Below are 19,003 nucleotides of genomic sequence, written 5' to 3'. Positions count from 1 at the left end.
GGGTCGTCAGGCCCCCGGGACCAGTCCGGCGTTGGTGCTCTGGAACGACCCGGGGGGCGGCGTGACGCCGTTCTCCTCGCACCACGACCCGGCGGGACGCTGGCTGCGGCGCGGGATGCCGCTGGAGGGCTCCTGCTGCATCGGGATCGGCGGCAGCGGCGGCAGCTCCTGGCCGGACTCGGCCGCCAGCTCGTCGGCGTCCTTCTCCTCCGACATGCCGATCGGACCGACGCGCTGGGCGTTGAGGAACTGGCGGACCACCGGCTCCTCCGAGCTCAGGAGCATCTCGCGCGGGCCGAACATCGCCAGGTGCCGGTGGTAGAGCAGACCGATGTTGTCGGGCACCGTGCGGGCGGTGTTGATGTCGTGGGTGACGATGAGGAACGTCGCGTCGATCTGGGTGTTGAGGTCGATGATCAGCTGGTTGAGGAACGCGGTGCGCACCGGGTCGAGGCCGGAGTCGGGCTCGTCGAAGAGCACGATCTCGGGGTCGAGCACCAGCGCGCGGGCCAGGCCGGCGCGCTTGCGCATGCCGCCGGAGATCTCGCCGGGCAGCTTGTCCTCGGCGCCGAGGAGGCCGACGAGGTCCATCTTCTCCATGACGACCTCGCGCACCTCGGACTCGGACTTCTTGGTGTGCTCGCGCAGCGGGAAGGCGACGTTGTCGTAGAGGTTCATCGAGCCGAACATGGCGCCGTCCTGGAACAGCACGCCGAACAGCTTGCGGATCTCGTAGAGCTCCTTCTCGGGGCACGAGGCGATGTCGGTGCCCTCGATGATCACCGAGCCGTGGTCGGGCTTGAGCAGGCCGATGAGGGTCTTGAGCAGCACCGACTTGCCGGTGCCGGACGGGCCGAGCATCACGCTGATCTCGCCGGCCGGGACAGTGAGGGAGACGTCGCCCCAGATGAGCTGCTTGCCGAACGACTTCGTCAAGTTCTCGATCTTGATCTCAACACCCATGACTGTCCTTCTCTCGACCTGGTTGGCGCGAACGCCTAGGAGCGGTCCGGGCACGTGCGACCGCGGCTACCACCACGTCACTCGTCAGTAACAACGTCCCCGTGGCGGCGAGGTTACGCGGGATTGTGCCTGCCGTCACGTTTACGCCAGATCCCGATACGGACCTGTGACACGCGGTCTCACCTGCAGTGATGGCGCCGGACGACAACGAGGCGACCACCCCCTGAAGGGGTGATCGCCTCGCGGTGTCGCGGACCCGGCGCCAGGACGTCGTCCTGGTCCGGGGCCGCTCAGGTCACTTGAGGGTGACGGTGGCGCCGGCGCCCTCGAGCGCCTCCTTGGCCTTCTCGGCGGAGGCCTTGTCGGCCTTCTCCAGGACGGCCTTGGGTGCGGCCTCGACCAGCTCCTTGGCCTCCTTGAGACCGAGCGAGGTGAGGGCGCGCACCTCCTTGATGACGTTGATCTTCTTCTCGCCGGCAGCCTCGAGGATGACGTCGAACTCGTCCTGCGCTGCGGCCTCCTCGGCGGCGGCCGGAGCACCCGGGCCGGCGGCGGCGGCGGCCACGGCGACGGGGGCGGCGGCGGTGACGCCGAAGGTGTCCTCGAACTGCTTCACGAACTCGGAGAGCTCGATCAGGGTCATCTCCTTGAAGGCCTCAAGGAGCTCGTCGGTGCTGAGCTTCGCCATGGTGGCGTTCCTTCCATTCGGTGGCCCTCCACGCAGGTGCGGGCGGGCCGGGTTTCAGGTGGTGGGTGAGCCTGGGATCAGGCGTCGGTGGACTCGGTCTCCTCGGCTGCGGCCGCGGGCTCCTCTGCGACGGGGGCGTCGTCGGACGCCTCCTCCGCAGCGGGCTCGGTGGCAGCGGCGTCGGTGGCCGGGGCCTCCTCGGCGGCGGCCGGCGTGCCAGCACCACCTGCGAGGATCGAGGGGTCCTCCTCGGCCTTCGCCTGCAGCGCACCCGCGAGACGGGCGGCCTGGGCGAGAGGCGCGTTGAGGAGGTAGACGGCCTGGGAGAGCGAGGCGAGCATCGCGCCCGCCAGCTTGCCCAGGAGCACCTCGCGCGACTCGAGGTCGGCCAGCTTGGCGACCTCCGCCGCGTCGAGGATGTTGCCGTCGAGAACGCCGCCCTTGATGACGAGGGCGGGGTTGGCCTTGGCAAAGTCACGCAGGCCCTTGGCCGCCTCGACCACGTCGCCGTTGATGAAGGCGATCGCGGTCGGGCCGGTCAGCAGGTCGTCGAACCCGGTGATCCCCACCTGGTTGGCGGCGATCTTGGCCAGCGTGTTCTTGACCACGGCATAGTTGGCGTTCGCACCGAGGGAGCGGCGAAGGTCCTGCAGCTCCTTGACGGTGAGACCGCGGTACTCGGTCAGCACAGCGCCGTCGGCGTCGTTGAAGGACTCAACGATCTCCTCGACGGCAGCCTGCCTGTCTGCCCGCGCCATGGGTCTCCTTCCGGACGGGGAGACCGCCCCCGGCTTCGGCAGGAACGACGAACGCCCCGAGCGCGGGGCTCAGGGCGTGGACCTCGGGTGAGGGCTGCTGCTCCGAATCCTGCGCGGGCCGTCCGCATCCCTGCGGCACCTTCGGTCGGGCTGCATGCACAGTCCGACAACCGGCGGTCTCTGGTTTCAGGTACGGACTGTACGGCGCGGGGCCGGGTGGGCCCAAATCGGGGTGGGTCCGGGGGTGGTGGCGGTGGTGGGCGGGGCGGCGGGGGTGGTGCGGACACGGCCCACCCGCCACCGCACCACCGCCGCCCCCACCGAACGACGCCGGCCCGCCCAGCGAGGCTGGGCGGGCCGGCGTACGGGGTGGGGCTGGGTCAGGCGGGAGCGCCCTCGTCCTCGGAGGCGACGTTGCGCACCCGGTTCGGGTCGACCGGGATGCCGGGGCCCATCGTGGTGGAGACGGTGACCTTGCGGACGTAGCGGCCCTTGGAGCTGGCCGGCTTGAGCCGCAGCACCTCCTCGAGGGCGGCGGCGTAGTTCTCGGCCAGGGCGGCTTCGCTGAAGGACGCCTTGCCGATGATGAAGTGCAGGTTGGCGTGCCGGTCGACGCGGAACTCGATCTTGCCGCCCTTGATGTCCGTGACGGCCTTGGCCGGGTCGGGGGTGACGGTGCCGGTCTTCGGGTTGGGCATCAGGCCGCGGGGGCCCAGGACGCGGCCGAGGCGGCCGACCTTGCCCATCATGTCGGGCGTGGCCACGACGGCGTCGAAGTCGAGCCAGCCGCCGGCGACCTTGTCGATCAGGTCGTCGCTGCCGACGATGTCGGCACCGGCGGCGGTGGCGGCCTCGGCCTTGTCACCGTTGGCGAACACGAGGACGCGGGCGGTCTTGCCGGTCCCGTGGGGCAGGTTGACGGTGCCGCGCACCATCTGGTCGGCCTTGCGGGGGTCGACGCCGAGACGCATCACGACGTCGAGGGTCTCGTCGAACTTCTTCTTCGAGGAGGCCTTGGCGATCTTGATCGCGGCCAGCGGGGCGTAGAGCTCGTCCTTGTCGAACGTCTCTTCCGCCGCGCGGTAGGTCTTGCTGCGCTGCATGGTGGTCTTCTCTCTACGAGGTGTGGTCAGCGAGCCAGCGCGGCTCTGCCACAGGTGCTGAGGTGTCGCTGGGGGTGGAGGTGGCCGGGGGCCAGGTCACTCGACGGTGACGCCCATCGAACGGGCGGTGCCGGCGACGATCTTCATCGCGGCGTCCTCGTCGTTGGCGTTGAGGTCGGGCAGCTTGGTCCGGGCGATCTCGCGCACCTGGTCCTGGGTCAGCTTGCCGACCTTCTCCTTGTGCGGGACGCCGGAGCCCTTCGACAGACCGGCGGCCTTCTTGATCAGCTCCGCGGCCGGCGGGGTCTTGGTGATGAAGGTGAACGACCGGTCCTCGTAGATGGTGATCTCGACGGGGATGACGTTGCCGCGCATGGACTCGGTCTGGGCGTTGTACGCCTTGCAGAACTCCATGATGTTGACGCCGTGGGGACCCAGGGCGGTACCGACCGGCGGCGCCGGCGTCGCGGCACCGGCCTGGAGCTGCACCTTGACCAGGGCAGCGATCTTCTTCTTGGGAGGCATGCTCTTCTTCCTGTTCGTGTGGTCATGACGAGGACGCGGGTCCCCTGCCACGGGTGTTTCAGCAACTCATTGTGTCTCTCCCCGGGGGACGTACGAAATCCCCGGAGGCCGCGCATCTGCGAGCGGGCTCGCCCGACTCAGACGCGCTGGATCTGCTGGAAGCTCAGCTCGACGGGGGTCTCGCGACCGAAGATCTCCACGAGCGCCTTGACGCGCTGGGCCTCGGCGTTGATCTCGGTGATCGTCGCGTGCAGCGTGGCGAACGGGCCGTCGACGACCATGACCGAGTCGCCCTCGGAGAAGTCGGCGACCTCGATCGGCTTCTTCGGCGTGGTCGGGGATCCGCCGGCGGCGCTGGTGGCCGCGGCGGCGGCGACCTCGGCGGCGGCCTGGACGGCCGGCGCCAGCATGTTCTCGACCTCGTCCATCAGCAGCGGTACGGGCTGGTGGCTGTTGCCGACGAAGCCGGTGACCGACGGCGTGTGCCGCACGGCCGACCAGGACTCGTCGGTGAGGTCCATGCGGACCAGGACGTAGCCGGGATGCGAGGGGCGCTTGCGGGTACGGCGCTGGCCGTTCTTGATCTCCACGATGTCGGCCATGGGGACGACGATCTCGTGGATGTAGTCCTCCATGTTGAGGGACACGATGCGGTTCTCCAGGTTGGACTTCACCCGGTTCTCCATTCCCGAGTAGGTGTGCACCACGAACCAGTCGCCCGGCTTGGCCCACAGCTCGCGGCGGAAGGCCTCGAGCGGGTCCTCGTCGACGACCTCGGCGGGCTCGCCGTCACCCTCGCCGGCCTCGAGCACGTCGACCGTCTCGTCGACCGCCTCGGCGGCCTCGACGTCGGCCAGCTCGCCCTCGGTCTCCACCAGGTCGGCGAGCGGCTCGTCGGTCTCGGCGAGCGCGACGACGTCGTCGTCGGTGTCGGCGTCGACGGGGGCGGTGCCCTCGGCCGCGCCCTCGCTCGACTCGGCGACGTCGTCGTCGAACGACGCGGCCTCGACGGCCTCGGACTCGTCGGTCTCGGTGGTGTCGACCGGCGGGTCGACCTGGTCACCAGGCTCGACGGTCTCCACGCTGGTCTCGGTCTCGTCGACCGTCTCGTCGAGGATCGGCTCGTCGTACTGCTCAGACACGTCCTGCTCCATCACTTCTGCTCGGGTGGGCGGCGGGGCCAGACGGCACGACCGCCGGGGTCGATCAGATGTCGTCGCTGCCGGTGAAGACCTCGAAGGCCAGCTTTCCGAAGCCGAGGTCGAGACCGGAGACGATCGCCATCATCACGATGACGAAGATCATCACCACGAAGAAGTAGGTGATCAGCTGCTCTTGCGTCGGGTAGACGACCTTGCGCAGCTCGGCGACCACCTGGCGGTAGAACGTCGGGATGCTGGTGCGCTTGCGCGGCTCCTGGGACCTGTCGTCCCTCGGTCCGCGGACCGCGCTGCTGTCCGACACGCCACTCACCTCTCGCCGTACTTCGTTGTCTGCGCCGTTGTTGCTGTCGCTGCTGTCGTCGCTGCCGTGCAGGGCACGAGGGACTTGAACCCCCAACCTTCGGTTTTGGAGACCGATGCTCTGCCAGTTGAGCTAGTGCCCTTCGTCGACCTCCCCGCCGGACCGTGCGGTTGAGGGCACGGCAAAGCATCGGGGAGATCCACCAGGAGAGCAGTCTACGGCTCGGAGGTGAGCCGCGTCCAAACGCCCACCGTGCGAGGTCGCCGGAGCCCGTCCGGACCGAGGAGCCGGAGTCGGGCATGGCTCCCCGCTGCCAGTCCCTACGATGAGTCCATGACCTCGAGCCCCCGCGACAGACGAGTCTCACGCCGTGTCGGAGCAATCGCCGAATCGGCCACCCTGAAGGTCGACGCCAAGGCGAAGGCCCTCAAGGCGGAGGGACGGCCGGTCATCGGCTTCGGCGCCGGTGAGCCCGACTTCCCCACCCCCGACTACATCGTCGAGGCCGCCGTGGCAGCGTGCCGCGACCCCAAGAACCACCGGTACACCCCGGCCGGCGGCCTGCCCGAGCTCAAGAAGGCCATCGCCGAGAAGACCCGTCGCGACAGCGGGCTGGAGGTCGACCCCGCCCAGGTGCTGGTCACCAACGGCGGCAAGCAGGCGATCTACGCCGCCTTCGCGGTGATGCTCGACCCGGGCGACGAGGTGATCCTCCCCGCGCCGTACTGGACGACCTACCCGGAGGCGATCGCGCTGGCCGGCGGCGTCCCGGTCGAGGTGCTGGCCGACGAGACCCAGGACTACAAGGTCACCGTCGAGCAGCTCGAGGCCGCGCGCACCGAGCAGACCAAGGTGCTGCTGTTCGTCTCGCCGTCCAACCCCACCGGCGCGATCTACTCCACCGAGGAGATCCGGGCGATCGGTGCCTGGGTGGAGGAGCACGACCTGTGGGTGCTCACCGACGAGATCTACGAGCACCTCGTCTACGACGGCGCCGAGACCGGGTCGATGCCGGTGCTGTGCCCCGACCTGGTCGACAACTGCGTCGTGGTCAACGGCGTCGCCAAGACCTACGCGATGACCGGCTGGCGGGTCGGCTGGATGATCGGCCCGAAGGACCTGGTCAAGGCCGCCACCAACCTGCAGAGCCACGCGACCTCCAACGTCGCCAACGTCGCCCAGCGGGCCGCGATCGCGGCCGTCGAGGGCGACCTGACCGCCGTCGAGGAGATGCGGACGGCGTTCGACCGGCGCCGCCGGACCATCGTGGCGATGCTCAACGAGATCGACGGCCTGCTGTGCCCCATGCCGGGCGGGGCGTTCTACGCCTACCCCTCGGTCAAGGGCCTGCTCGGCAAGGAGCACGGCGGCCGGGTCGTCGAGACCTCCGCCGAGCTGGCGGAGTACATCCTCGAGGAGGCCGAGGTGGCGGTGGTGCCCGGCGAGGCCTTCGGCTCCCCCGGCTACCTGCGCCTGTCCTACGCACTCGGTGACGACGACATCGTCGAGGGGATCAGCCGCCTGCAGAAGCTGTTCGCGTAGAGGATGGCGCGCGACCTCCACACCCTGCCCAAGGCGCACCTGCACCTGCACTTCACCGGCTCGATGCGGCACCGGACGCTGCTCGAGCTGGCCGAGCGCGACGGCATCGTGCTGCCGGACTCGCTGGTCTCGGAGTGGCCGCCGCAGCTGAGCGCGGCCGACGAGAAGGGCTGGTTCCGCTTCCAGCGCCTGTACGACGTCGCACGGTCGGTGCTGCGCACGCCCGACGACGTACGCCGGCTGGTGCGGGAGGCCGCCGAGGACGACGTCCGCGACGGCGGGCGGTGGCTGGAGATCCAGGTCGACCCGAGCGGGTACGGCGCCCGCTTCGGCGGCATCACGGCGTTCACCGACCTGGTGCTCGACGCCGTGCGCGACGCCTCGGAGCGGACCGGACTGGGGATCGGCGTCATCATCGCCGCCAACCGCACCCGCCACCCGCTCGACGCCCGCACCCTGGCGCGGCTGGCGGTGCAGTACGCCGGCCGTGGCGTCATCGGGTTCGGGCTGTCCAACGACGAGCGCCGCGGCCGCACCGCCGACTTCACCGGCGCCTTCGCGATCGCCGAGCGGGGCGGGCTGATGCTGGCCCCGCACGGCGGCGAGCTGCGCGGGCCCGACCACGTGCGCACCTGCCTCGACCAGCTGCACGCCGACCGACTCGGTCACGGCGTCCGGTCGGCCGAGGACCCCGACCTGCTCGCCCGCATCGTCGACGCCGGCGTGGCGCTCGAGGTCTGCCCGGTCTCCAACGTGGCCCTCGGCGTCTACACCGACCTCACCTCGGTGCCGCTGCCGACGCTGCTCGAGGCCGGGGCCACCGTGGCCCTCGGCGCCGACGACCCGCTGCTCTTCGGGTCCCGGCTCGCGGCCCAGTACGCCACGATGCGCGCGGCCCACGACCTCGACGACCCGACCCTGGCCGAGCTCGCGCGGATGTCGCTGCGGGCCTCCCGCGCGCCCGAGGACGTCCGCTCGGCCGCCCTCGCAGACATCGACGTGTGGCTGGCCCAGCCCGGTGACATGATCCGCGCATGAGCCAGCCGCCCGACGACGTCCCCGACTTCCTGGCCAAGCCGGCCTCGCCGTCCGGCGACCAGCCGGCCAGCCCCTACGTCTCCCCCGACCCCACGCAGCCGTTCCCCTCGCAGCAGCCGCCCTACCCGCCCCAGGGCGGCTACCCGCCGCAGGGTGGCTACCCGCCGCAGGGCGGCTACCCGCCGCCGCCCTCGCCGTACGGCGCCTACCCGCCGGCGGGGATGCCCGGCTACCCGTTCGCCCAGCCGCACGGCGGCGCCAACACCGCGATGGGGCTCGGCATCACCAGCGTCGTCTGCGCGCTGCTGACCTTCGTCTGCTGCCTGGCGGCGATCGGCACCCTGACCGGTCCGTTCGCGGTCGTGCTCGGCGTGCGCGCCCGCAAGCAGATGTCGCAGAGCCCCGGCCTCTACAACAACGAGTGGGCCGCGACCACCGGGCTGGTCACCGGCATCATCGGCACCGTGCTCGGGATCGTCGGCATCGCCCTCGTGGTCTTCGTCCTCGGCGCGTTCCTGGCGATCGGCAGCAGCGGCTACTAGGGCTTGCCGGCGAGGTCAGAGCTCGCAGCCGACCAGCACCGGCTCGGGCACCAGCGTCACGCCGTACGCCGTCCGCACGCCGTCGCGCACGGCCCGGGCCAGGGCCAGCAGGTCGTCGGTGGTGGCGGCGCCGCGGTTGGTCAGCGCCAGCGTGTGCTTGGTGGACAGGCGGGCCGGCGCGTCGGGGGCGACCGCCCAGCCGCGGCCGAGCCCGGCGTGCTCGATCAGCCAGGCCGCGCTCGTCTTGACCAGGCCGTCGCCGGCCGGCCAGGCGGGCGCGCCCTCGGGGACCTCGGCGGCCGGCAGCACCGGGTTGGTGAAGAACGAGCCGGCGCTCCAGGTGTCGTGGTCGGCCGCGTCGAGGACCATGCCCTTGCCGCGCCGCAGGCCCAGGACCGCCTCGCGGACCTCCGTGAGCGGCGCGCGCTGCCCCGGCTCGACGCCGAGGGTGCGCGCGAGCTCGACGTAGGCGACGGGGGCACCGAGGGACCCCACGGCCAGCTGGAAGGTCACGTCGAGGACGACGTGGCGGCCGGGGTCGGCCTTGAACCGCGAGTGCCGGTAGCCGAAGCCGCAATCGGCGGCGGCAAAGGTGCGGACCCCGCGCAGCCGCCGGTCCCAGACCCGCACCCGGGCGACCGTCTGCGCGACGTCCTGGCCGTAGGCGCCGACGTTCTGGATCGGGGTGGCACCGACCGAGCCGGGGATGCCCGAGAGCGCCTCGACGCCTGCCCAGCCGCGCTCGACCGTGCGGGCCACGAGCGCGTCCCAGTCCTCGCCGGCCGCGACGGTGACGAGCACTCCCCCGCAGGTCGGGTCGTCGCCGTCGTGATCGGCCACCACACCGCGGGTGGCGACCTCGACGACGGTGCCCTCGAAGCCTGCGTCGGCCACGACGAGGTTGCTGCCGCCGCCGAGCACCAGCACCGGCTCGCCGGCCTCGTCGGCGGCCGTCACGGCCCCGACGAGCTCGTCCTCGGTGGTCGCGGTGACCCACCGTCGCGCCGGGCCTCCGAGGCGCAGCGTGGTGTGGTCGCGCAGGTCAGGCACGCACGCGCACCTTGCACCCGCCGAGCACGGAGACGCCCTCGCAGGTCGCGGTGACGACGATCGTGCCGTCGTCCTTGTGCGTGCCGGTCACGACGAGGTCGACGCCCTCGGCCGGGACGACGACCGGCTTGGTGAACTTGGCCGCGATGCTCTCGATGTGCCCGGTCGCGCCGACGACCTCGTCGACGTAGCGGGCGGCCAGCGCGAGGGTGTACATGCCGTGGGCGATCACGCCCGGCAGCCCGACCGAGCGGGCGACGTCCTCGTCCTGGTGGATCGGGTTGGGGTCGCCGCTCGCAGCGGCGTAGGCGACCAGCGCCTCGCGGGTGACCCGGAAGGTCCGCGCCGGGATCGTCGTGGGCATCAGGCCTCGCCCCGGTGGACCAGGGTGGCCGTGCCGGTGCACACGAGCGCCCCGTCGGCGTCGGTGACCTCGCTGGTGGTGCCGACGATGTCGTTGCCGCCGATCTGCCGCAGGCTGGCGACGGTCAGGGCCACCGTGAGCACGTCGCCCGGCACGACCGGTCGCTCGTGGCGGAACTCCTGGGCGCCGTGGACGATGCGGGAGAGGTCGAGCCGCTCGGCCTCGAGGAACGCCATCATCGCGGTGAAGGCCGGGACGATCGGGTACGTCGCCGGCGCCGGGCCGCCGTCGTAGGAGGCGCCGGTGGCCTCGACGAAGGCCCGCACGGACGCCTCGGTGACCTCGTGGGGCGGGGCCGGGGGGTAGCCGCGGCCCACGATGCTGGTGTCCACCGGCACGACGCTAACGCAGTCGAGCCCGCCACCGGTGTGCGGGGCGGGCTCGAGGAGCGATGAGTCGGCGGGACTCAGCGGGTCTCGCGGTGCGCGGTGTGCTTGCGGCAGCGCGGGCAGAACTTCGCCAGCTCGATCCGGTCGGGGTTGTTGCGCCGGTTCTTCTTGGTGATGTAGTTGCGCTCCTTGCATTCGGTGCACGCGAGCGTGATCTTGGGGCGAACGTCGGAGCTCTTGCTGGCCACGGTGATTCCTCGGTCGATGGGGCTGGACTGTCGTGCTGGTAGCGGGGGCGGGACTCGAACCCGCGACACCACGATTATGAGCCGTGTGCTCTAACCACCTGAGCTACCCCGCCATGGTTGAGAGTGGTGGAGCCCCTTTACGGAATCGAACCGTAGACCTTCTCCTTACCATGGAGACGCTCTGCCGACTGAGCTAAAGGGGCAACGACGAAGAACGATACACAGGGGTCGGAGGAACCGTGAAATCGGTTCCGATTCCCCGCTCGGGGCGGCCTCCCAGGGGTCGTCCCGGAGGGCTTCCCGGCGTGCCGGACGGGCGTCACAAGCGCGGGAACGGGCGGGCCTCCTCGAGCTCGTGGGCGAGCCCGAGCAGCACCGACTCGTGGCCGGCGTCGGCGCCGAACATCATCCCCACCGGCAGCCCCTCGGCCGAGGTGGCCAGCGGCAGCGAGATCGCCGGGGCGCCCGTGGCGTTGTGCCAGGGCGTGAAGCAGACCCACTCCACCAGGCGCTCGATGACGGTCTCGTAGGGCTGCGTGGGGTCGAGGTGACCGACGCGCGGGGTGACGGCGCCGAGGGTCGGCGTCAGCACCACGTCGTACGTCGTGTGGAGCCGTGCAGCGTCCGCTGGAGCCCTGCGGAGCCGGCGGACGGCCCCCGGCAGCCGGTGCAGGTTGCGGGAGGCGTGGCGGGCGAGCCCGAGGGTGAGGTTGTCGAGCCGCGCGGGGTCCCAGGTGCGGCCGTGCCGGCGGCGCCCGGACCGGACCAGGAACAACGCCAGGAAGGCCCAGTAGAGGAGGAAGTCGTCGCGGAACGCGTCCGGGACGGGCGCGTCGACCTCCTCGACCCGGTGACCGAGCTCCTCGAGCAGCGCGGCGGTCTCGAGGGTCAGGGCGGCGACCTCCGGCGACGCACCGGGACCACCGGGGGCACCGGTGGTGTTGAGCGCGACGCGCAGCCGCTTGCGACCCGGCCGGGTGATGTCCCCGACGGGCGGCAGGGAGAGCGCCCGGTAGACGTGCTCGGCCTCGCGCAGGAACGCCGCGGTGTCGCGCACCGAGCGCGTGAGGACGCCGTCGGAGACGATGCGCACCGGCATCTCGCGCAGGGCCTTGTCCTGGGCCAGGCGGCCGCGGGTCGGCTTCAGGCCGACCAGGCCGTTGACCGACGCCGGGATCCGGATCGAGCCGCCGCCGTCGTTGGCGTGCGCGATCGGCAGCGCCCCCGAGGCCACCAGCGCCGCCGACCCGGCCGACGAGGCGCCGGCGACGTGGTCCAGCGACCACGGCGACCGCACCGGGCCGAGCCTCGGGTGCTCGGCGGCGGCGGAGAACCCGTACTCCGACAGCTGGCTCTTGCCGAGCGGGACCAACCCGGTCGCGAGGTACATCCGGGCGAAGTCGCCGTCGGCCCGCGCCGGCCGGCCGACCCACGCGTCGGTGCCCTCGCGGGTCGGCATCCCGGCCACGTCGACGTTGTCCTTGACCACGGTCGGGACGCCGGCGAAGTAGCCGCCCCGCGGGTCGCGGGCCTCGACGCGGGCCCGGTCGTAGGCGGTGAACGCCATCGCCCCGAGGTCGCGGTCGACGGCGGCCACCCGGGCGATCGCCGCGGCGACGACCTCGCGTACGCCGACGTCACCGGCCCGCAACGCCTCGACGAGACCGACCGCGTCGAGGGTGCCGAGGACGTCGTCGGTGACCGCGCTGACGCGGCGTGCGGTCGTCATGGGGACCGACGCTACCGGTCAGTCACCGCGTCGGTAGCAGCCGACCAGGTGGGGGTCGAAGAGCCCGACGGCCTCCATCAGCGCGTACATCGTGGTCGGCCCGACGAAGACGAACCCCTGCTTCTTCAGGCCCTTGGACAACGCCACCGACTCCGCCGAGGTGGTGGCCATCGCGTCGGTGTCGTCGTGGGCCGGGGGGTCGGTCGGGGCGTAGGAGAGCACGAAGGCCTCCAGACCGACCCCGTCGCGCAGCGTCACCGTGGCCCGGGCGTTGGTGACCGCGGCCGCGACCTTGAGCCGGTTGCGCACGATCCGGGCGTCGCCCATCAGCCGCGCCCGGTCGGCGTCGTCGAAGGCCGCGACCCGGTCGGCGTCGAAGCCGCAGAACACCTCGCGGAACGCCTCGCGCTTGGCGAGGATGGTCGACCAGGACAGCCCCGACTGGAACGCCTCGAGGGTCAGGCGCTCGAGGTAGGCCGACTCGCCGTGCACGCGCCGGCCCCACTCGATGTCGTGGTAGTCGCGCATCACGCCGGGCGACGTACCGGCCCAGGGGCAGCGCGCCAGGCCGTCGTCGCCGATCAGGGACCTCACGGGGTCATCGTGCCCGAGACCACCGACATCCGCGCGACGTCACGGCAGGCCGAGGGGCAGGACGAACGCGAAGGTGCTGCCCCGTCCCGGGGCGCTGACCACCCCGAGCTCGCCGCCCATCAGCGAGACCAGCTCGCGGGAGATCGTCAGGCCGAGCCCGGTGCCGCCGTACTCGCGGGTCGCCGAGGAGTCGGCCTGGTGGAACATCTCGAAGACCGCGCCCTGCTGCTCCTCGCTCAACCCGATGCCGGTGTCGGTGACGGCGAACCGCACCGCGTGCCGGTCGCCGTCGACCGGCCCCGCGGAGGTGACCCGGACCTCGATCCGTCCCTGGTGGGTGAACTTGGTGGCGTTGTCGACCAGGTTGGTGAGCACCTGCGCGATCCGCACCGGGTCTCCGACGAGCCGCGCCGGGAGGTCGTCGCCGACCTCGCAGGAGAAGTCGAGCCCCTTGGCCTCGATCGCGCGACGCAGGATCAGCACGGTCTCGTCGACGAGCTCGGCCAGCGCGACCGGGACGGGGGTGATGCCGGCCCGCCCCGCCTCGATGCGGGAGAAGTCGAGCACCTCGTCGACCAGCCGCAGCAGACGCTCGCCCGAGCGCTCCATCACGTCGAGCAGCTGGTGCTGCTCGGCGGACAGGCCGGTCTCGGCGAGCAGCTCCGCGGCCGCGAGCACGCTGGTCAGCGGCGTCCGGATCTCGTGGCTGACCGTCGCCAGGAACGCCGACTTGGCCTCGTTGGCGGCCTCCGCCGCGACCCGGGCGTCGGCGAGCGCCTGCTGGAACTCCCGTCGCTCGGTGATGTCCTCGGCGATGCCGTAGACCTCGACGACCTCGTCGTCGACGACGATCGGCAGCCCGATGATCTCGAGCTGGCCCACCGTGTCGTCGGCCCGGCGGAACCGGACCTCGAACGTGCTGGCCTGCCGGTCGAGCAGCCGCTGGAAGTGCCCCATCACCTCGAGCACGTCCTCCTCGAACAGGAGCATCAGGAACGACTGGCCCAGCAGCTCCTCGGCGGCGTAGCCGCCGCTCTGCAGCAGCGCCTCGGCGTTGACCGCGGTGAAGGTGCCCTCCAGGTCGAGCGAGAAGACGCCGTCCGGGTGGTAGTGCGAGAGGGAGTCGAGTCGGGCCTGGGTGAGCTTGAGGGTCCACGCCGGGTCGCTGGAGCGGTCGGGCCGGCTCTCGTGGGTCACCGGCGCGCCCACGGCCGGGCGCGGGGACGCCAGCTGCGGTCGAGCGGGCTCACGGGCCCAGTGTGACACCTGTTGCCAGCCGGCGCGCCGAGGTCGCTGGTGACGGCCGCCACGCCCGTACGTCCTCCGAGCCGTCGCGCAATAGCCCGAAGTGACCTGTCGGGCGGGGTGCGCCCGCGGGCAGGGTGGCAGCGGCCGGCGGCACTCGCCGGACCCCGACGCCACCGTCCCCGATCGAGGAGCCCCGATGTCCACCCCTCCCCCGCCGCCCCCGCACGGCGGCTACGGCACCCCGGCGCCGTACACCCCCGGCCAGACCCGGCCCGGCGAGCTGCTCGACCGGTTCCTCGCCCGCCTCATCGACGGCGTCATCCTCGGCGTCGTCTACGCGATCCTCTTCGTCGTCCTCGGCGCGATCCTCATCGCCGAGGCCGGCTTCGACGACGACGGCACCTACGACGAGGGCAGCTCGGTGCTGTTCTGGATCGTGCTGGGCGTCGTGCTGACCGGGCTGAGCCTGGGCTACTACGCCTTCCTCGAGTCATCCCGCGGCGCGACCGTCGGCAAGCAGCTGATGAAGCTCACGGTGGTGGGCCCCGACGGCGTCAGCAAGCCGACCTTGGAGCAGGCGATCCGGCGCAACATCTTCACCGCGGCACCGCTGGGCTACGTCGTCCCGGTCCTCGGTCCGCTCCTCGCCGGCGCCGCGGCACTCGTCGGGCAGGTCCTCATCGCGGTCGGCATCAACAACGACACGGTCGCCCGGCGCGCCTGGCACGACCACTTCGCCGGCGGGACCCAGGTGCTCAAGGTCGGCTGACCGGGCCGCACGCGTCCCTATGATCGGTGCCCATGGGTCTGCTCACTCCGCTCGCCGTGAAGATCGGCGCCCTCTCCTGGATGCCGAGGCTGCTGCCGCAGGTCGTCTGGGTCGACACCCGGCTGCAGCGGGCGACGAGGGGCCGGGTGACGGTCCTCGACATCGCGGGCCTGCCCAACCTCGCGCTCACCGTGCCGGGTCGCAAGAGCGGCGTCCCGCGCACGACGCCCCTGCTGTGCGTGCCCCACGACGGGGGCTGGCTGATCGCCGGGTCCTACTTCGGCGGACCCGACGTGCCGATGTGGGTGGGCAACCTGCGGGCCGCCACGACCGCCCGGGTGCGCTTCGACGCCCGCGAGCACGAGGTCACCTGGCGCGAGGTCGAGGGCGAGGAGCGGGCACGGATGTGGCAGGTGATGCTCCGCACCTGGCCCAACTTCGCCAGGTACGAGGAGCGCACCACCCGGGTGATCCCGGTGTTCCTCCTGACGCCGACCACCGCCGGATGAGCGGCCCTCCCGCAGGCGGGGTCGCCGTCGGTGCCCGGCATCGGTCGCACGAGCTGTCGCGACCTCCCACGGCGGCGCCGTCAGCGCCCTAGGCTGCGCGGATGCCCGTCGCCCGCCCGGTCCAGCTCGGCCAGTACCCGCCGCCCCGGCACGTCGTCGCGCACCTCTCCGACCCCCACCTGCTGGCCGGCGGGGCCCGGCAGTACGGCGTCGTCGACCCCGAGGCGGGGCTGGTCCTGGCACTGGAGCGGCTGCGGCACGTCGACCCGCCCCCGCAGGTGCTGGTCTTCACCGGCGACCTCGCCGACCTGGCCGAGCCGGCGGCGTACGACCGGCTGCGCGGGCTCGTCGAGCCCGCCGCGGCCGCGATGGGCGCCGAGGTGGTCTGGACGATGGGCAACCACGACGAGCGGGCGGCGTACTCGCAGGCGCTGTTCGGCGCGGCCAGCGACGAGCCCCAGGACCGCGTCGTGGTGGTCGACGGGCTGCGGGTGGTCGCGCTCGACACCAGCGTCCCGGGCTACCACCACGGCGACGTGACCCCCGCCCAGCGAGCCTGGCTCGCCGACGTGCTGGCCACGCCGGCGCCGCACGGCACCGTGCTGGCCATGCACCACCCGCCGATCCCGCTGCCGATGCTGCGCTCGGCCGAGCTGATCGAGCTCGCCGACCAGGAGGCGCTCGCCGAGGTGGTCGCCGGGACCGACGTGCGCGTGATCCTGGGCGGGCACTTCCACTACTCGTCGTACTCGACCTTCGCCGGCGTGCCCGTCTCGGTGGCCTCCGCGTCGTGCTACACCGCCGACCCGGCACCGGTCGAGCGGTTCGTCTCGGGCGTCGACGGCCACACGTCGTTCACGATGATGCACCTCTACGACGACCGCGTCGTGCACACGGTCGTGCCCCTGGCCGCGGCGCCCGAGGTCAGCGGCTACCCCTCCGACGTCGTCGCCCAGGTCGAGGCGCTCACGCCCGAGGAGCGCCGCGAGATCCTCTCGCGCAAGGACTCGCCGTTCAACGCCGGAGCGTAGTCGGCGCGGGCGTGCCGAGCGGCGTGAGGTCGATGCCCTCGTCGTAGCAGAGCGCCGACTCCTGCTCGTCCGGGACGTGGGTGAGCACGTCGTCGCCCTCCGCGAGCAGCAGGTCGAGGTGGTGGGGAGCGCTGAGGCAGATCATGCCGGCGCCGACGATGCCGAAGACCGTGGACCCGCCGGGCTCGAGCTGGACCGGGGCGGTCGCGCCCGGCAGCCGACGGACCTCCTGCGGGAGGACCGTGGTCGTGTCGCCCGCGCCCGCGTCGCCGACCATCGTGAAGCCGATCCACCCGCCCACCGAGCAGGCCCGGTCGGAGGCGTTGGTCAGCCGGTACGTCGCGGCGATCCGGTACGGGTTGCCCGTCTGGTCGTCCGGCGGTACGTCGATCACCGCGGTGTCGGCGACCTCCACGGGTCCGAGGTCGGCTGCCCGGCACCCGGCCGGCTCGGTCGGGGTCGGCTCCGGCGGGGCCGTCGTGGCGGGTGCGACCGCGGCGGGGTCTGGTGTCGCCGGTGGTGCCGGTGGTGCCGGTGTCGCCGGTGTCGCCGGTGGGACGGCGGGCCGGGTGCGCCGCAGGGGGCGGTCGCCCGGCTCCTTCGTCGGGGTGCTGGCCGCGACGTCCGGAGCCCCTGCCGAGGTGACGTCGTCCGGCTGGGACGAGCAGCCGACGAGGGACAGGACCAGCACCAGGCCGAGCAGCAGCGCGGGCAGGCGTGGGCGGATCAGGGACGACACGAACGGTGACCGTAGTCGCGCCCGACCGGGTCGCCGGCCGGCTTTCCCGAGTGTTCACGCGCCCGTCGGCCCGCGGCCAGCCGCACCCCGCCGCCTGCGAGCAGTCCGCCGGGAGCAGACACCACCTCCGCCAGCGGTGATCGACCGGCGCGCAGGGAGGGGTGCGGCGGGTCCACGACGTTCGTCAACCCCCAGCCAGCAGGTGGTCCACCCACCGGTCGAGCCGTTGCCGGAGGAGGGCGGGCGTGAGCTCGCGCCGTCCGATCGCGTGGTAGTTGGCTGTCCACGACTCGACGACGTCGGCGGCTTGCGCTGCCGCGTCCAGGTCCCACTCGCGGATGCGGGGCACCCGGACGCCGGAGGCACCTTCGTACTCGCGCAGGAGCACGTCAGCGGCCACCGCGGACCCCAGCAGCACCAGGTCCTGGCGCGCCCAGGCGACGTCGACGCCGCGTGGGGCGTGCCGGGCGCCCGACCAGTCGACCACCCCGGTGAGGACGTCACCGACCCACAGCGCGTTCCCGCACCAGTAGTCGTAGTGGGTCAGCACCCGCTCCTCGGCGACGAGTCGCGCCCACCCGGCGCGGGCGGCGACCGCGACCGGCTGCATGCCGGCGGGAGCCTGCGTCGGGGCGGACCGCAGTCCGTCACCCGGTTGCTCGTGGATCACGGCGAGGGCACGTGCCATCTGCGTCGCGACCACGGTCAGCGGCACGTTCGTGAGCGGGTGTCCTCCCTCGACCCTGGTCGTCACGACCAGGGGGCCGTCGTCGTCGTCCCCGTGTGCCACGAGTCGCGGGACCCGGTGGCCCAGCGGACGCACCCTCGCGAGGACCTGCACCTCGTGCTCGACCGCGCGGTCCCCGGCCGGGAACGCTCGGACGACGAGCCGGGACTCGCCATTCGCGACGAGCACCGTCGTCGCGTGCTCCCCACCGCCCAGCTCCTGCAGCGCGACGAGGTCGCAGGACAGGAGCCTGGACGCGCGCGCCGCCACCTCACGCGCCTGCCTCCCGACCACGTGCGAACGATGGCACGGGTTGCGCCTCAGGTGGGCCGGCGACGCTCCCGCGGCAGGCGGTACCAGACGGTGGTCGTCCCGTCGTCGTTCGGCTCGGTGTGGTCGAGGCCGAACCCGTACCGCTCGTAGAACCGCCGGGCGCGTTCGTTGCCCTCGACGAACTCGATCAGCACGTCCTGGCCGGCAGGGACGCGCGCCAGGGCCGCCTCCATCAGGCGAGAGGCGACACCGGTGCCGTGCAGGTCGGGCACGACGTAGAGCTTCCAGATCACAGGCTCGCCCTGCCACGTCCCCCACGTCGCGGTGCCGACGACGGCGTCGTCGTGGATCGCCACCAGGGTCGAGCCGAGCGAGCGCTCGACGGCCTCTCGTGTCCACCACCGGTTGAGGTTGTCGAGCACGTAGTCGGGTGAGGTGAACGGCAGGTACGCCGGCGGCCAGGTCAGCAGCCCGACGCGCTGGATCCCCTCGATGTCACCCGGCCCGGCCTGGCGGACGTCGGTGCCTTCCACGCGACACCCTCCTCTCTCTGGCGAGGTGCAGCACTCTAGGGGCGGTGGCGGCGGCGTCGCTGGTTCTTCGGCCGCTACGGCGTTGCACCATCATTCGAACAGGTGCACGACAGGGGTGACGGCACGGCGAACGGCTTCACCTCGGTTCCGGACACTTCGGCGAGTGCGTGCCCCCGT

At 72.2% G+C, this 19,003-nt stretch carries 23 protein-coding genes and 3 tRNA genes; 6 read left to right on the top strand and 20 right to left on the bottom strand.

All coding sequences use genetic code 11. From position 1 onward, the window contains the following. Window positions 1-6: 6 nt before the first annotated feature. From AC4MBH_RS03110 to AC4MBH_RS03075, 8 genes are all read right to left on the bottom strand, one after another. Window positions 7-963: an ABC transporter ATP-binding protein gene (locus AC4MBH_RS03110; RefSeq protein WP_491792869.1), complete on the bottom strand. Its 957-nt coding sequence runs from the start codon at window positions 961-963 to the stop codon at window positions 7-9. A 295-nt stretch (window positions 964-1,258) separates the two neighbouring features. Beyond that, window positions 1,259-1,651: a 50S ribosomal protein L7/L12 gene (gene rplL / locus AC4MBH_RS03105; protein WP_491792868.1), complete on the bottom strand. Its 393-nt coding sequence runs from the start codon at window positions 1,649-1,651 to the stop codon at window positions 1,259-1,261. Window positions 1,652-1,728: 77 nt separating this feature from the next. Then, the gene (gene rplJ, locus AC4MBH_RS03100; RefSeq protein WP_491792867.1) at window positions 1,729-2,409 is read right to left on the bottom strand and encodes a 50S ribosomal protein L10; all 681 of its coding nucleotides are present in this window, start codon (window positions 2,407-2,409) and stop codon (window positions 1,729-1,731) included. 380 nt (window positions 2,410-2,789) lie between these two features. After that, on the bottom strand, window positions 2,790-3,512 hold the full coding sequence (gene rplA / locus AC4MBH_RS03095; RefSeq protein WP_491792866.1) for a 50S ribosomal protein L1: 723 nt from the start codon (window positions 3,510-3,512) through the stop codon (window positions 2,790-2,792). 96 nt (window positions 3,513-3,608) lie between these two features. Then, the gene (rplK, locus tag AC4MBH_RS03090) at window positions 3,609-4,037 is read right to left on the bottom strand and encodes a 50S ribosomal protein L11 (RefSeq protein ID WP_491792865.1); all 429 of its coding nucleotides are present in this window, start codon (window positions 4,035-4,037) and stop codon (window positions 3,609-3,611) included. Window positions 4,038-4,174: 137 nt separating this feature from the next. Further along, window positions 4,175-5,179: a transcription termination/antitermination protein NusG gene (nusG, locus tag AC4MBH_RS03085; protein WP_491792864.1), complete on the bottom strand. Its 1,005-nt coding sequence runs from the start codon at window positions 5,177-5,179 to the stop codon at window positions 4,175-4,177. A gap of 64 nt (window positions 5,180-5,243) precedes the next feature. Further along, complete coding sequence (gene secE / locus AC4MBH_RS03080) at window positions 5,244-5,501, bottom strand: preprotein translocase subunit SecE (protein WP_491792863.1); 258 nt, start codon at window positions 5,499-5,501, stop codon at window positions 5,244-5,246. 69 nt (window positions 5,502-5,570) lie between these two features. After that, window positions 5,571-5,643: transfer RNA gene (locus tag AC4MBH_RS03075), tRNA-Trp, on the bottom strand. A 191-nt stretch (window positions 5,644-5,834) separates the two neighbouring features. Here AC4MBH_RS03075 and AC4MBH_RS03070 point away from each other — a divergent pair. Genes AC4MBH_RS03070 through AC4MBH_RS03060 form a run of 3 tightly spaced genes read left to right on the top strand, consistent with a single transcriptional unit; the run spans window position 5,835 to window position 8,623 of the window. After that, window positions 5,835-7,043: a pyridoxal phosphate-dependent aminotransferase gene (locus AC4MBH_RS03070; RefSeq protein WP_491792862.1), complete on the top strand. Its 1,209-nt coding sequence runs from the start codon at window positions 5,835-5,837 to the stop codon at window positions 7,041-7,043. 3 nt (window positions 7,044-7,046) lie between these two features. Further along, window positions 7,047-8,081: an adenosine deaminase gene (locus tag AC4MBH_RS03065; protein ID WP_491792861.1), complete on the top strand. Its 1,035-nt coding sequence runs from the start codon at window positions 7,047-7,049 to the stop codon at window positions 8,079-8,081. After that, window positions 8,078-8,623: a DUF4190 domain-containing protein gene (locus AC4MBH_RS03060; protein ID WP_491792860.1), complete on the top strand. Its 546-nt coding sequence runs from the start codon at window positions 8,078-8,080 to the stop codon at window positions 8,621-8,623. The genes AC4MBH_RS03065 and AC4MBH_RS03060 overlap by 4 nt, the downstream gene beginning before the upstream one ends. Before the next feature lie 15 nt (window positions 8,624-8,638). On the opposite strand, the gene AC4MBH_RS03055 is transcribed toward AC4MBH_RS03060, so the two are convergent. The 9 genes from AC4MBH_RS03055 to AC4MBH_RS03015 all read right to left on the bottom strand — a co-directional run bounded on the left by AC4MBH_RS03055 (window position 8,639) and on the right by AC4MBH_RS03015 (window position 14,194). Next, a complete protein-coding gene (locus AC4MBH_RS03055; RefSeq protein ID WP_491792859.1) occupies window positions 8,639-9,673 on the bottom strand; it encodes a UDP-N-acetylmuramate dehydrogenase in 1,035 nt (344 codons plus the stop codon). Beyond that, window positions 9,666-10,037: a MaoC/PaaZ C-terminal domain-containing protein gene (locus tag AC4MBH_RS03050; protein WP_491792858.1), complete on the bottom strand. Its 372-nt coding sequence runs from the start codon at window positions 10,035-10,037 to the stop codon at window positions 9,666-9,668. Before AC4MBH_RS03050 ends, AC4MBH_RS03055 begins: the two co-directional genes overlap by 8 nt. Further along, window positions 10,037-10,429 (bottom strand): FAS1-like dehydratase domain-containing protein, encoded by a 393-nt coding sequence (locus AC4MBH_RS03045; RefSeq protein ID WP_491792857.1) that lies wholly within the window; start codon window positions 10,427-10,429, stop codon window positions 10,037-10,039. Before AC4MBH_RS03045 ends, AC4MBH_RS03050 begins: the two co-directional genes overlap by 1 nt. A 74-nt stretch (window positions 10,430-10,503) precedes the next feature. Further along, entirely contained in the window at window positions 10,504-10,674 is a 171-nt protein-coding gene (rpmG, locus tag AC4MBH_RS03040) for a 50S ribosomal protein L33 (RefSeq protein WP_491792856.1), read from the bottom strand. Window positions 10,675-10,710: 36 nt separating this feature from the next. Beyond that, window positions 10,711-10,787: transfer RNA gene (locus tag AC4MBH_RS03035), tRNA-Met, on the bottom strand. Window positions 10,788-10,801: 14 nt separating this feature from the next. Then, a tRNA-Thr gene (locus AC4MBH_RS03030) sits at window positions 10,802-10,877 on the bottom strand. Window positions 10,878-10,993: 116 nt separating this feature from the next. Then, window positions 10,994-12,403 carry an amidase gene (locus AC4MBH_RS03025; RefSeq protein WP_491792855.1) on the bottom strand — a complete coding sequence of 470 codons (1,410 nt, stop codon included), beginning with the start codon at window positions 12,401-12,403 and terminating at the stop codon, window positions 10,994-10,996. Between the two features lie 18 nt (window positions 12,404-12,421). Continuing rightward, window positions 12,422-12,997 carry a DNA-3-methyladenine glycosylase I gene (locus AC4MBH_RS03020; protein ID WP_491792854.1) on the bottom strand — a complete coding sequence of 192 codons (576 nt, stop codon included), beginning with the start codon at window positions 12,995-12,997 and terminating at the stop codon, window positions 12,422-12,424. Between the two features lie 39 nt (window positions 12,998-13,036). Then, window positions 13,037-14,194: a sensor histidine kinase gene (locus AC4MBH_RS03015; protein ID WP_491792853.1), complete on the bottom strand. Its 1,158-nt coding sequence runs from the start codon at window positions 14,192-14,194 to the stop codon at window positions 13,037-13,039. A gap of 247 nt (window positions 14,195-14,441) precedes the next feature. Between AC4MBH_RS03015 and AC4MBH_RS03010 the strand changes: the two genes are divergently transcribed. The 3 genes from AC4MBH_RS03010 to AC4MBH_RS03000 all read left to right on the top strand — a co-directional run bounded on the left by AC4MBH_RS03010 (window position 14,442) and on the right by AC4MBH_RS03000 (window position 16,554). Then, a complete protein-coding gene (locus tag AC4MBH_RS03010; RefSeq protein ID WP_491792852.1) occupies window positions 14,442-15,014 on the top strand; it encodes an RDD family protein in 573 nt (190 codons plus the stop codon). Between the two features lie 32 nt (window positions 15,015-15,046). Continuing rightward, window positions 15,047-15,523 carry a nitroreductase family deazaflavin-dependent oxidoreductase gene (locus tag AC4MBH_RS03005; RefSeq protein WP_491792851.1) on the top strand — a complete coding sequence of 159 codons (477 nt, stop codon included), beginning with the start codon at window positions 15,047-15,049 and terminating at the stop codon, window positions 15,521-15,523. Window positions 15,524-15,624: 101 nt separating this feature from the next. Beyond that, window positions 15,625-16,554 carry a metallophosphoesterase gene (locus AC4MBH_RS03000; RefSeq protein ID WP_491792850.1) on the top strand — a complete coding sequence of 310 codons (930 nt, stop codon included), beginning with the start codon at window positions 15,625-15,627 and terminating at the stop codon, window positions 16,552-16,554. Here AC4MBH_RS03000 and AC4MBH_RS02995 read toward each other — a convergent pair. The 3 genes from AC4MBH_RS02995 to AC4MBH_RS02985 form a co-directional block, all read right to left on the bottom strand. Then, on the bottom strand, window positions 16,538-17,293 hold the full coding sequence (locus AC4MBH_RS02995; protein ID WP_491792849.1) for a DUF4232 domain-containing protein: 756 nt from the start codon (window positions 17,291-17,293) through the stop codon (window positions 16,538-16,540). The genes AC4MBH_RS03000 and AC4MBH_RS02995 overlap by 17 nt on opposite strands. A gap of 184 nt (window positions 17,294-17,477) precedes the next feature. Then, window positions 17,478-18,314, bottom strand: coding sequence for a phosphotransferase family protein (locus AC4MBH_RS02990; protein ID WP_491792848.1), 837 nt, complete (start codon window positions 18,312-18,314; stop codon window positions 17,478-17,480). A gap of 26 nt (window positions 18,315-18,340) precedes the next feature. Next, window positions 18,341-18,826 carry a GNAT family N-acetyltransferase gene (locus AC4MBH_RS02985; RefSeq protein WP_491792847.1) on the bottom strand — a complete coding sequence of 162 codons (486 nt, stop codon included), beginning with the start codon at window positions 18,824-18,826 and terminating at the stop codon, window positions 18,341-18,343. Window positions 18,827-19,003 lie beyond the last annotated feature (177 nt).

The organism is Nocardioides sp. WJ219, assembly GCF_058559815.1.
Note: the sequence above shows the minus strand (reverse complement) of the source record. Positions and strands in the feature narration are given on the sequence as shown.

Bases quoted from the DNA above. Each gene is read 5' to 3' on its own strand.
- AC4MBH_RS03025 (WP_491792855.1), bottom strand. From the start codon at position 12,403: ATGACGACCGCACGCCGCGTCAGCGCGGTCACCGACGACGTCCTCGGC.
- AC4MBH_RS03000 (WP_491792850.1), top strand. From the start codon at position 15,625: ATGCCCGTCGCCCGCCCGGTCCAGCTCGGCCAGTACCCGCCGCCCCGG.
- AC4MBH_RS03050 (WP_491792858.1), bottom strand. From the start codon at position 10,037: ATGCCCACGACGATCCCGGCGCGGACCTTCCGGGTCACCCGCGAGGCG.
- rplA (WP_491792866.1), bottom strand. From the start codon at position 3,512: ATGCAGCGCAGCAAGACCTACCGCGCGGCGGAAGAGACGTTCGACAAG.
- AC4MBH_RS03060 (WP_491792860.1), top strand. From the start codon at position 8,078: ATGAGCCAGCCGCCCGACGACGTCCCCGACTTCCTGGCCAAGCCGGCC.
- rplK (WP_491792865.1), bottom strand. From the start codon at position 4,037: ATGCCTCCCAAGAAGAAGATCGCTGCCCTGGTCAAGGTGCAGCTCCAG.
- AC4MBH_RS03065 (WP_491792861.1), top strand. From the start codon at position 7,047: ATGGCGCGCGACCTCCACACCCTGCCCAAGGCGCACCTGCACCTGCAC.
- AC4MBH_RS03005 (WP_491792851.1), top strand. From the start codon at position 15,047: ATGGGTCTGCTCACTCCGCTCGCCGTGAAGATCGGCGCCCTCTCCTGG.
- AC4MBH_RS03010 (WP_491792852.1), top strand. From the start codon at position 14,442: ATGTCCACCCCTCCCCCGCCGCCCCCGCACGGCGGCTACGGCACCCCG.
- AC4MBH_RS03070 (WP_491792862.1), top strand. From the start codon at position 5,835: ATGACCTCGAGCCCCCGCGACAGACGAGTCTCACGCCGTGTCGGAGCA.
- rplL (WP_491792868.1), bottom strand. From the start codon at position 1,651: ATGGCGAAGCTCAGCACCGACGAGCTCCTTGAGGCCTTCAAGGAGATG.
- rplJ (WP_491792867.1), bottom strand. From the start codon at position 2,409: ATGGCGCGGGCAGACAGGCAGGCTGCCGTCGAGGAGATCGTTGAGTCC.
- AC4MBH_RS03110 (WP_491792869.1), bottom strand. From the start codon at position 963: ATGGGTGTTGAGATCAAGATCGAGAACTTGACGAAGTCGTTCGGCAAG.